Annotated in this window: 9 protein-coding genes; all 9 read right to left on the bottom strand. The window is 37.9% G+C overall.

From position 1 onward, the window contains the following. Window positions 1–23 precede the first annotated feature (23 nt). Window positions 24–1,043, bottom strand: coding sequence for a fatty acid desaturase (locus PATL70BA_RS10560; protein ID WP_172596207.1), 1,020 nt, complete (start codon window positions 1,041–1,043; stop codon window positions 24–26). Window positions 1,044–1,263: 220 nt separating this feature from the next. After that, window positions 1,264–2,820, bottom strand: coding sequence for an ABC-F family ATP-binding cassette domain-containing protein (locus PATL70BA_RS10555; RefSeq protein WP_125137324.1), 1,557 nt, complete (start codon window positions 2,818–2,820; stop codon window positions 1,264–1,266). Between the two features lie 19 nt (window positions 2,821–2,839). Next, window positions 2,840–3,679, bottom strand: coding sequence for a metal ABC transporter permease (locus PATL70BA_RS10550; RefSeq protein ID WP_125137323.1), 840 nt, complete (start codon window positions 3,677–3,679; stop codon window positions 2,840–2,842). Next, window positions 3,672–4,421 (bottom strand): metal ABC transporter ATP-binding protein, encoded by a 750-nt coding sequence (locus tag PATL70BA_RS10545; protein WP_125137322.1) that lies wholly within the window; start codon window positions 4,419–4,421, stop codon window positions 3,672–3,674. Before PATL70BA_RS10545 ends, PATL70BA_RS10550 begins: the two co-directional genes overlap by 8 nt. A 10-nt stretch (window positions 4,422–4,431) precedes the next feature. Beyond that, window positions 4,432–5,415 carry a metal ABC transporter solute-binding protein, Zn/Mn family gene (locus PATL70BA_RS10540; RefSeq protein ID WP_172596206.1) on the bottom strand — a complete coding sequence of 328 codons (984 nt, stop codon included), beginning with the start codon at window positions 5,413–5,415 and terminating at the stop codon, window positions 4,432–4,434. Between the two features lie 139 nt (window positions 5,416–5,554). Next, on the bottom strand, window positions 5,555–6,718 hold the full coding sequence (gene nspC, locus PATL70BA_RS10535) for a carboxynorspermidine decarboxylase (RefSeq protein ID WP_125137320.1): 1,164 nt from the start codon (window positions 6,716–6,718) through the stop codon (window positions 5,555–5,557). Window position 6,719: 1 nt separating this feature from the next. Beyond that, window positions 6,720–7,919: a saccharopine dehydrogenase family protein gene (locus PATL70BA_RS10530; RefSeq protein WP_125137319.1), complete on the bottom strand. Its 1,200-nt coding sequence runs from the start codon at window positions 7,917–7,919 to the stop codon at window positions 6,720–6,722. Window positions 7,920–8,035: 116 nt separating this feature from the next. Further along, window positions 8,036–9,949, bottom strand: coding sequence for a biosynthetic arginine decarboxylase (gene speA / locus PATL70BA_RS10525; RefSeq protein WP_125137318.1), 1,914 nt, complete (start codon window positions 9,947–9,949; stop codon window positions 8,036–8,038). Between the two features lie 122 nt (window positions 9,950–10,071). After that, window positions 10,072–10,827 (bottom strand): exodeoxyribonuclease III, encoded by a 756-nt coding sequence (locus PATL70BA_RS10520; protein WP_125137317.1) that lies wholly within the window; start codon window positions 10,825–10,827, stop codon window positions 10,072–10,074. Between the last annotated feature and the right edge of the window lie 26 nt (window positions 10,828–10,853).

The raw sequence follows: 10,853 nt of genomic DNA, 5'->3' as shown, positions 1-10,853 counted from the left end.
ACAATCAAGTATTTTGCCACTGCTTATAACTGCTCAATTGGTTTATTGACAGATTTATAAGCTGTATAAGCCTTATAGGTCATCATCCGTTTTACTTTTTCGTTATAGATAAACAAGAAGGCTAACTTAAAGCTCTCTAGAAAATAAACGGTCTTAGTTTCTTGTAATTTTGTACTTGAATTATAACAAGCTTTAAGATTATAGTTTGGTATTCTTGCATTCAAATGATGGATATGGTGGTACCCTATATACCCACTGATCCACTCTAAAATACCGGGAAGCTTATAGAAAGTACTTCCTTCAAGAGCAGCATCCACCAAATCCCAATCAGCTGCACCTTCCCAGTATACTTCCTCAAACTGATGTTGAACATAAAACATCCAAACCCCAGTTGTAGAGGCCATGGCAATAATTAAAATCTGATAGGTGAAAAATACCTGCCACCCAAATAAGAACGAAAAGGATACAGCGTAGATAAGAAGGATACTATTAACGAGGGCATAGTTTCTTCTTTCTTTTTTTGTAGCTGTTTTTTTAGGAAATCTTTGCAATACCGTAAAGAGAAATACCGGTGCTATGGTAAAAAGAAACGCCGGATTTCTAAAAATCCTATAGATCATTTTATCAAACTTGGATGCGGCTTCATACTCTGTTGAGGTCATGGTCCAGATATCTCCAACACCTCTTTCATCTAAATTCCCCACTGTTCCATGATGAATATTGTGTTCCTTTTTCCAAGGCTCGTAAGGTGTAAAAACCAATATACCAAAGAAATTACCCAGTAATTGATTGCCCTTACTGCTGCTTACATAAGATTGGTGGGTACAGTCGTGAAAAAATATAAAAGTTCGAACCATGAGCGCTGCAGCTACGATGCTCAAAGGGAATAATATAGCAAAACTAGTACCCTGACTGCCCAGATAGAAAATACTAACCAGAAGCAATATGTATGGTATAACTGTATTAAATATTTGTAACATTACTTTTTTATGGTCTGCTTTCGCATAGACTTTAAGATAACTGTTCCATTCTTTTCTTGACATAATAATCTCCTTTATGGTCATTCATAAATATTTGACGTAGTATTGATTACTACTTAATATTGTATTGCAAACGATTATCAATGTCAAGTCCTTTTTATTAATACTTTCTGCTCTAAGAATTTTCCTAGAAAACTAAAAATCTCCCAAGGTGATATGTCACCGGGAGATTTTATAAGTTTTTCACAAACATTATTCTTTTTATATAAGATGAATTTTGTTATTATACAACTTTTGTTGTCCAATCTTCAACATTCCAAACGTCTGTTACCCAATCCTGATAAAACTCAGGTTCATGGCTCACCAGTACGATTGTGCCTTTAAAATCTATTAAGGCTTGTTTGAGTGATGCCTTTGCGTCTACATCCAAATGGTTGGTCGGCTCATCTAGTACCAACCAATTTAATTCTTCTAACATAAGCTTGCATAGTCTAACTTTTGCGTTCTCGCCACCACTTAGTACCATCATCTTACTGGTGATGTGTTCCGTGGTCAAGCCGCATCTGGCTAAAGCAGCTCTGACTTCTGCATTGGTCATAGAGGGGTAACTTGACCAAATTTCTTCAAGAGCGGTATGATCTGTATCTCTAATAGCCTCTTGTTCAAAATAACCGGGTGACAAATAATCACCAAGGATTACTTTGCCCCCAACCGGCTTTAGTTTACCGAGTAAGGTCTTTAGTAATGTTGATTTTCCAAGGCCATTGACGCCTTTGATGGCTATCTTTTGTCCACGCTCTAGCTGTATATTAAGGGGAGACGTAAGTGGCTCATCATAACCAATCATAAGATCTTGAGCTTCAAAAACGTATTTACTTGAAGCTCTTGTATCCTTAAAACCGAAATTCGGCTTAACTTTTTCTTTGACCAATTCAATGACATCCATTTTATCCAACTTCTTCTGACGGGACTTTGCCATGTTAGACGTAGCGACTCTTGCCTTATTTCTTGCAACAAAATCTTCCAACTTTTTAATCTCTTTTTGCTGTTTATCATAGGCTTGTTCAACTTGTCGTTTCTTCAAATCATACATACGAATAAAATTCTCATAATCTCCAACGTACCTTGTCAGATCTGCACCTTCAACGTGGTAAATGACGTTGGTAACCCCATTCATGAAAGGAACATCATGGGAAACCAGTATGAAGGCATTCTCATAGTTGATCAGGTAATTCTTAAGCCATTCAATATGCTCCACGTCCAAATAGTTAGTCGGCTCATCCAATATGAGAATCATGGGTGCTTCAAGTAATAATTTCGTCAACAATACTTTTGTCCGTTGACCACCGCTTAGTTCATCCACCAATTTATCAAGTCCGATATTGCCAAGGCCAAGTCCATTAGCTATGGATTCAATCTTAGAGTCAATAATGTAAAAGCCATGGCGTTCCAAATCATGTTGAATCTCCGAAACATCATCCATCATCTCAGCAAGTTCTGTTTCTGATGCGTCACCCATCTTTTCGTAAATGGCCAACATTTCTTCTTCCATTTCGTACATATGTTTGAAGGCCAAACGTAAGACATCCCTAATGGTCTGTCCTTTTTCTAGTACGGTATGTTGATCAAGATAGCCGGTTGTAATTCGTTTACACCATTCAATCTTGCCTTCATCCGGCATGAGTTTTCCTGTGATGATGTTCAGAAAGGTTGACTTTCCTTCTCCGTTAGCACCTACAAGACCTACATGTTCACCTTTTAAAAGTCTAAAAGATGCGTCTTCTAATATTTTTCTGCCGCCAAAATCATGGCTGACATTTTCAACTGTTAATATGCTCATTGCTTACTCCTATTTCTATTTACACCGTAGCATCCACTTCTGAATGTTTGCGTTTATGCCACAACTTTTTAGTGATTGCCGCCAAAAAATAACCACCGATTGCCACCAGTATGATTGTCGCACCGGATGGAATATTGGCATAATATGAAAGACTAAGACCTGCTAAACTAAAAGTAATCCCAAATAAAACGGATAAACCCATCATCCATTTAAGTTGATAGGTAAAAAGTTTGGCTATCGTTGGTGGAATGGTTAATAAGGCTAAAGACAAAATAACACCTACTACCTTAATTAATATGACGATACTAAAGGCGATTAATACATATAGTACCGTCTCCAGTAAAATCACCTTAACGCCCATTATTTTAGCATATTCTTCATCAAAAAGATAGAGCTTCCAATAATTAAACAAAGGGAAAATAATAAATAAAATAATAAGTGTTAGTAGGACCATAAGGCGAATATAAGTTTGACTTACGGCTAATATATCTCCAAAAAGATAGGAGGTCATGTCCGGTGGGTAACCGGGTGTTAGCGCTACAAAGAAGATACCAAGTGCCATCCCGGCTGACCAAAACATACTTGCGATCGTATCCGCATTGTTTTTTGTTTTTCTTTGAATGGCACCTACACTGACGGAAGTTATGGTTGCAAAAACCAAACCACCAATAATGGGCTCGATAGCAAGAAAATAACCTAAACCAATGCCACCGAAAGAAGCATGAGCGATACCACCACTCATGCTAACCAAACGCTTTTGAACAATAATTGTTCCCATAACACCACAGATTAAACTGGTTAAGATAGCTGCCATCAAAGCATTTTGCATATAATTATATTTAAGTATGGCTTCAATCATTTTTTGCCCCTTTACCAATAAGTAATTCTTTTTGAATCTTTTCACCTTCAATAAACCAATCAATCGGGCATGTATCCATTACTTCAGTCATTTTACCATTTGTAGCCTGATCATGAAGATGAACGGTTTTATTAATATAGATGACTCTATCTAAGTATGGCCACATAAGGGCTGTGTCATGAGTAATCATAATCACCGTCATCTTTTTGTTCAGTTCTTTTAGCATTCTGTATATACTCTCTTTGGTCTTTTCATCGACACTGGCTGTCGGTTCATCTAAGATAAGAATACTCGGATGGTTCATGAGTGCTCTAGCTATTAGCACCCTCTGCATTTGTCCACCGGAAAGCTGGCCAATCTGCCGTTTTCTCAGATGCTCAATCTTAAGGCGCTTCATCACCATCATAGCATGATGCCTATCATGCTCATTAAACCGATGACCGATTTTTATTTCCTTTGGTAGATGACCCATCAATATGACTTCCATAACTGTAATCGGGAATTGACGGTCAAAAGTGGTCATCTGAGGCACGTAACCCATCACATCTTGATGATCTACGGTTATGGTGCCGGAAGAAGGTTCAATAAGACCTAATATGGCTTTAACCAAAGTTGTCTTGCCGCCACCATTAGGACCTATAATACCTAGAAACTCATTTTCTTTAATTTCAAAAGTAACGTCTTTTAAGGCCGTCACTTGATCATATTTGACTTCTAAATTATGAATGCGTATGCCTGACATACTGTCACCTCTATTTTAATACTGCTTTAAAAACATCAAAAAGACGTGTTAGACTATCTAAATAATCTTTCGATAACGGCTCAAAAACCATGGTACTACCACCGATCTCATCCGCTAATGTCTTTGCCTGTTGGCTATCAAATTCTTGTTGGTACAAGACGACCTTAATATTATTTGCATTGGCAAAATCAATAATTTCACCTAAACGCCTAGCTGTCGTTGCTTTACCGTCTTCTTCAATGGCTATCATTTCAAGATTGTAGTCATCGGCAAAATAGCCGAGTGATGGGTGCATAATGATGAATTTCTTATTAGATACTGTGGCTATAAAATCCCTAATCTGGTCATCCAAAGCTGTTAATTCATGGATATAGGCTTTGGCATTATCCTCATAAAAAGAAGCGTTTTCAGAATCGAGTGTTATGAGTTCATCTCTTATGGCTTCTATCATCACCATAACTCTTTTTGGTGACATCCACATATGAGGGTCTCTACCTTCGTGACCATGATTATCTTCATCTTCATGCTCATCTTCATCTTCATCATGATTTTGATTGTCTTCATAGTCTTCAAAATACATAGCCGGATATACCTGGTCCACCACTTCGTCTAGATGAATGACTAATAGGTTCTCATTTAAAGATGTCATATTGGGTAATATGTTGGCTACTTCCGTGCCCATGCCAATACTAAAATAAATCTGTGACTCAGCAAGTGCATTCATTTCTTTCGGAGAGGGCTGATAGTTACTTTCACTCGATCCTGGAGGTAAGATGACATTAACATCTACACGTTCACCACCGACTTGCTTGACAAAGTCACCTATAGGTCCAATAGGAACGGATACTTTGATTGGATCTGATGTTGCAGAATCCTCTGTTGTTGTTGGTGTTTGCTCATCAACATTTGTTTCAGTAATTGTTTCTTTTGGTCCACAGCTGACGAATAATACGATTATAATACTCATGTATATCAGCGATTTTATATATTTCATTTCATCATCCTCCTTGTTGCAAATCATTTGCATTTGTATTTAATGATACCACAGGAAGATGAATTGTCAATCCGTAATTGGTTTTGACCCTATAACCTAAATCATAATTTTCTCTTTTAGCCTGCTTATTTTCCTTCTTTTATAGACGTCTTTTATAATCCTCATATCCAAAATCTTTGAGAACTCTGATACCGGCTTCATTGACCAATGCAATCGATGGTAAGTTCACACCGTTAAAGGTATTGTTCTTAACCATGGTGTAATGGGCCATATCCGTAAAAACCAATCGGTCTCCAATCTTAAGGGGCTTCTCAAATGCATAGTCGCCAATAATATCACCGGCTAAGCACGTAAGTCCTCCTAAACGATAGGTATATGGTGATTCACCTGGCTTCTTAGCACCAATAATTTCCGGACGATAAGGCATCTCGATAACATCCGGCATATGACAAGCAGCGGATGCATCAATAATTGCTAAGTCCATCTGATTCTTAATAAGATCCATCACTTCCGTGACCAAGAAACCGGTATTTAATGCAATAGCTTCGCCAGGTTCAAGATAGACTTGAACATCATAGGTGGTCTTGATTCTATTGACAATCCTAATTAAACGATCCACATCATAGTCCGCTCTGGTAATATGATGGCCACCACCAAAATTAATCCATTTCATTTGATGAAAATACTTGCCGAACTTAGCTTCAACCACTTCCATAGTACGCTCTAGGGTGTCTGAGTTCTGTTCACACATCGTATGAAAATGAAGACCATCAATGCCTTCTAACTGGTCTGGTTCAAACTGGGATAATGTCACGCCTAATCTAGAACCGGTATAGCAAGGGTCATAGATGGGTGTTGTAATCTCAGAATATTCCGGATTAAGACGTATACCGCATTCAATTTTTTTGTGTTTAACAGACTTAACTTTTTCTTTAAATCGATGCCACTGATCAAAGGAATTAAATACAATGTGGTCGCAAATGGATAAGATTTCATCCATTTCTTTTTCCTTATATGCAGGTGCATAGATATGCACCTCTTTACCCATTTCTTCATGGCCTAAGCGGGCTTCATTTAATGCACTGGATGTAATCCCTGCAAGTACTTTCCCTATTTGAGGGAAAGTCGCATACATAGAAAACCCTTTAAGCGCTAAAAGGATCTTACAACCTGTTTCATCTTGTACTCTGGCCAATACATCCAGATTTTTCTGAAGCAAGCGTTCATCTACCACATAACAGGGTGTTGGGACTTGATTAAAATCTATATTTAAGTCTTTATTCACATCTTTGTTCTCATCCATATTAATCCACCAAAGCAGGGTTGAAATCTTCAACCCATGGAAGACCTTGCTTGTTCAACTCTTCCATAAAAGGATCCGGGTCCATTTCCTCTACATTATAGACGCCTGGCTTTTTCCATTTTCCTTCAAGGAGCAATTTAGCGCCTATCATTGCCGGTACCCCTGTTGTATAAGATATGGCTTGTGATCCTACTTCCGTATAGCAAGCCTCATGGTCACATACATTATAGACATAATAGGTTTTGGGTTGACCGTCCTTTGTACCTGTAAAAATACAACCGATATTGGTTTTACCTTTTGTTCTTGGACCTAAGCTGGCAGGGTCTGGTAGTACGGCTTTCAAAAATTGTAAAGGCTGTATCTCCATACCTTCATACATAATCGGTTTAATAGACGTCATCCCCACATTTTCAAGTACATTCAAATGGGTGATATATTTTTCAGAAAATGTCATGAAAAACCGGATTTTCTTAAGACCTTTTATATTTTGTGCCAAAGATTCCAGCTCTTCATGATAGAGAAGGTACATGTCCTTATCTCCTATTTGAGGAAAATTGTAGACGCGTTTGATCTCAAGAGGTTCTGTTTCAATCCATTCGCCTTGTTCCCAATATCTACCTTTTGCTGTAATCTCTCTAATATTAATCTCAGGGTTAAAATTGGTTGCAAAAGGATAGCCGTGATCCCCTGCATTGGCATCTAGAATATCAATCGTATGTATCTCATCAAAATAATGCTTCATGGCATAAGCTGAGAAAACACCGGTAACACCAGGATCAAAACCACTACCTAATATCGCTGTAAGACCAGCTTTTTCAAATTTTTCTCTATAGGCCCATTGCCATTTATATTCGAATTTTGGTATGTCCAGTGGTTCATAGTTAGCTGTATCCAGATAATGAACACCGGTAGCAAGACAAGCATCCATGATGGTTAAGTCTTGATAAGGCAATGCTACGTTTAAAACCATATCCGGTTTATATGCATTGATCAGCTCTATTAATGCTTCAGTATCATCTGCATCTATTTGTGCTGTTGTAATCTTCGTCTTACCACCATCTAGAACCGCCTTCATTGCGTCGCATTTTGATTTTGTACGACTGGCAATACATATCTCCTCAAATACTTCAGGGTTTTGACAGCATTTGTGTACAACTACATTGGCAACACCACCGGCACCAATAATTAAAACTTTTCTCATTTTATTACCTCCTATTTCACTTTCAAATTTAGTCAACCCTCTAAGCTTTTATCCTTGGAGGGTTGAGTTAGATATTGCTTTATCTTTTGTACTACGTCTGTCTTTTTATAATACGTCTATCTTTCGTAATACGTATAGCCTCTTAGGCCATTATCAAAAGAGAGCATGATTTCCTTTCGATCACTTGGTGTCATTAGACCTTCACGTATAGCTTCTTCAGCCGTTTCTCTGAAATTAGCACGCATTTGTTTCACATCAAATTCCACGTAAGATAGTACGTCTTCCACGCTATCTCCTTGAATCTCCTTAATCAATTCAAAGCTACCGTCTTTATTAATACGAACACTGATAACATTGGTATCTCCAAATAGATTGTGTAAATCTCCCAAAGTCTCTTGGTAGGCGCCCACTAAGAAAATACCTAAATAATATTCTTCTTTTTTCAACTCATGAAGCGGTAATGTAGACCTTTCATCATGCAAATCAATAAATCGATCAATCTTGCCATCGCAATCACATGTAATGTCTGCAATAACGGCATTTCGCTTGGGCAGTTCTAGCAACCTATGGATGGGCATAACCGGAAATAACTGATCTATCGCCCAACTGTCCGGAATCGACTGGAATACTGAGAAGTTACAATAATAGATATCTGCAATCGCACTTTCAATATCTTCCAGTTCCGGTGGTGCAAATTTTAACTTCTTTTTCGCTTTGGCGATTTGATGAATTGTATTCCAAAAAATCTTTTCAGAAAAAGAACGATCCCGCAGACTAATCCTGCCGTGCTTAAACATATCCTTGATTTCATCTCTATAATAAAGAGCATCGTTATAACATTCCTGTATGTTTTTATGATTAATACTCTTGTTCACTTCATAAAGATTTCTAATTTGTTCCGGTAAAGATTCATCTAGCTTTTCAGGAATCTCGTATTCTTCAAAAATAGCTACATCCAGTACATTAAAGAGCAAAATGGAATAATAAGCAACCAATGCACGCCCAGATTCTGTTATAATAACCGGATGGGGTGTATCTCTTTGGTCCATAACGCGCATAACCGCTTCAACCACGTCCATGCAATATTCTTCTACAGTATAATTTCTGCTATTGGTATAATTGGTGCTTGAACCGTCATAATCGATGGCAAGCCCTCCACCTAGATCTAGATAGCCCATGGCAGCACCTTCATTCACCAATTCAGCGTAGACCCTTGCAGCTTCTAGTACAGCATTCCTAATATCTCGGATGTTCGGAATCTGTGAACCCAAATGGTAATGTAACAACTTTAAGCTGTCTAACATACCTTTTTCCTTCAATTCATCCACGATTTCAATAATTTGAGACATATTTAGGCCAAAAATGCTACGGTCTCCACCGGAATCTGTCCAATGACCTCCGGCCTTTGCGGATAGCTTAATACGGACACCAATATTCGGCTTAATATTTAATATTTTTGATCTTTCAAGAATAATATCCAACTCATTAGGCATTTCTATAACAAAGAAACAATTAAAACCCATTTTTGTTGCATAAAGCCCTAAGTCGATGAATTCTTCATCTTTATAGCCATTGCAAATAAGACATGATTCTTTGTCTTTAATGTGAGATAAGGCCGCAATCAACTCCGGCTTACTACCTACTTCAAGACCATGATGGTATTTTTGTCCGAATTTGGTGACTTCTTCAACCACCTGTTGTTGTTGGTTCACTTTTATAGGATAGACACCTCTATAAGTGCCTTTGTAATCCAATGACTTCATAGCTTTGGCAAAAGACTCGTTCAAGTAAGTAATTTGTGAATCCAATAAATTCTCAAACCTTAATAAGACAGGCATATCTAGACCTCTGTCTTTAACACCGGATACAATATCCATGAGGCTTACTGCTGATTTTTTATCGCTATAGGGATTAACTAAGACTTCGCCTTCGTCTGAAATTGAAAAATAAGTACTACCCCAGTTCTTAATACCGTATAATTCTTCAGATTTTTCTTTGGTCCAACGACCAAGTATTTCTGTTTTATTCATAACCACTTTCCTTCCGTTCACATATTGCCCTATCGAACCAATCCCTTGCTTCATAAAGATATGAAAGGACTATGACAAAAATATCATGTCATAGGTTACTTGTCAACATTTCATTTTTTCCTTTAATCTTTTAGGGTTAGTACAACCGGACAATGATCGCTTCCCATAACTTGTGAATGAATCTTCGCATCCTCAAGTCTTTCTGACATACGTTCTGAGACAATAAAATAATCGATTCGCCAACCTGTATTATTGGCTCTTGCATTACCCATATATGACCACCAGGTATAGGCATCTTCCAGTTCAGGATAGAAAAACCTGAATGTGTCAATGAAACCAGAACCCAGAAGCTTGGTCATCTTTCTACGTTCTTCATCTGTGAAACCTGCACTTCTATGATTGGTCTTATCATTCTTAATATCGATTTCCATATGGGCAACATTTAAGTCGCCACATAAGATGACGGGTTTAACTTCGTCTCGTTTTTTTAGATATGTTCGAAAATCATCTTCCCATACTTCCCTATAGTCTAGGCGCTCAAGTCCTCTTTTGGAGTTAGGGGTGTAACAATTCACCAAATAAAATTCATCAAACTCTAAGGTAATTACGCGCCCCTCTTGGTCGTGGTCATCCATCCCTATACCGTAAGTTACATTTATAGGCTTGATTTTTGTAAAAATGGCGGTGCCTGAGTAGCCTTTTTTCACTGCTGCGTTCCAATATTGTTCATAGCCCGGTAAATCCAAATCAACTTGGCCGACCTGACATTTGGATTCTTGAATACAGAAAATATCCGCATCCTGTTCTATGAAATACGCCATAAAACCCTTTTTAAGGGCTGCTCTAATACCGTTTACGTTCCAAGATATCAACTTCATAACTGTCTCCTTTGATGTACTTATTA

Source organism: Petrocella atlantisensis, from assembly GCF_900538275.1.
Classification (GTDB): domain Bacteria; phylum Bacillota; class Clostridia; order Lachnospirales; family Vallitaleaceae; genus Petrocella; species Petrocella atlantisensis.
Note: the sequence above shows the minus strand (reverse complement) of the source record. Positions and strands in the feature narration are given on the sequence as shown.

What these genes read in the sequence shown, in the direction of transcription:
- speA (WP_125137318.1), bottom strand. Translation starts at nt 9,949, where the DNA reads ATGAATAAAACAGAAATACTTGGTCGTTGGACCAAAGAAAAATCTGAA.
- nspC (WP_125137320.1), bottom strand. Translation starts at nt 6,718, where the DNA reads ATGGATGAGAACAAAGATGTGAATAAAGACTTAAATATAGATTTTAAT.
- PATL70BA_RS10560 (WP_172596207.1), bottom strand. Translation starts at nt 1,043, where the DNA reads ATGTCAAGAAAAGAATGGAACAGTTATCTTAAAGTCTATGCGAAAGCA.
- PATL70BA_RS10520 (WP_125137317.1), bottom strand. Translation starts at nt 10,827, where the DNA reads ATGAAGTTGATATCTTGGAACGTAAACGGTATTAGAGCAGCCCTTAAA.
- PATL70BA_RS10550 (WP_125137323.1), bottom strand. Translation starts at nt 3,679, where the DNA reads ATGATTGAAGCCATACTTAAATATAATTATATGCAAAATGCTTTGATG.
- PATL70BA_RS10540 (WP_172596206.1), bottom strand. Translation starts at nt 5,415, where the DNA reads ATGAAATATATAAAATCGCTGATATACATGAGTATTATAATCGTATTA.
- PATL70BA_RS10530 (WP_125137319.1), bottom strand. Translation starts at nt 7,919, where the DNA reads ATGAGAAAAGTTTTAATTATTGGTGCCGGTGGTGTTGCCAATGTAGTT.
- PATL70BA_RS10545 (WP_125137322.1), bottom strand. Translation starts at nt 4,421, where the DNA reads ATGTCAGGCATACGCATTCATAATTTAGAAGTCAAATATGATCAAGTG.
- PATL70BA_RS10555 (WP_125137324.1), bottom strand. Translation starts at nt 2,820, where the DNA reads ATGAGCATATTAACAGTTGAAAATGTCAGCCATGATTTTGGCGGCAGA.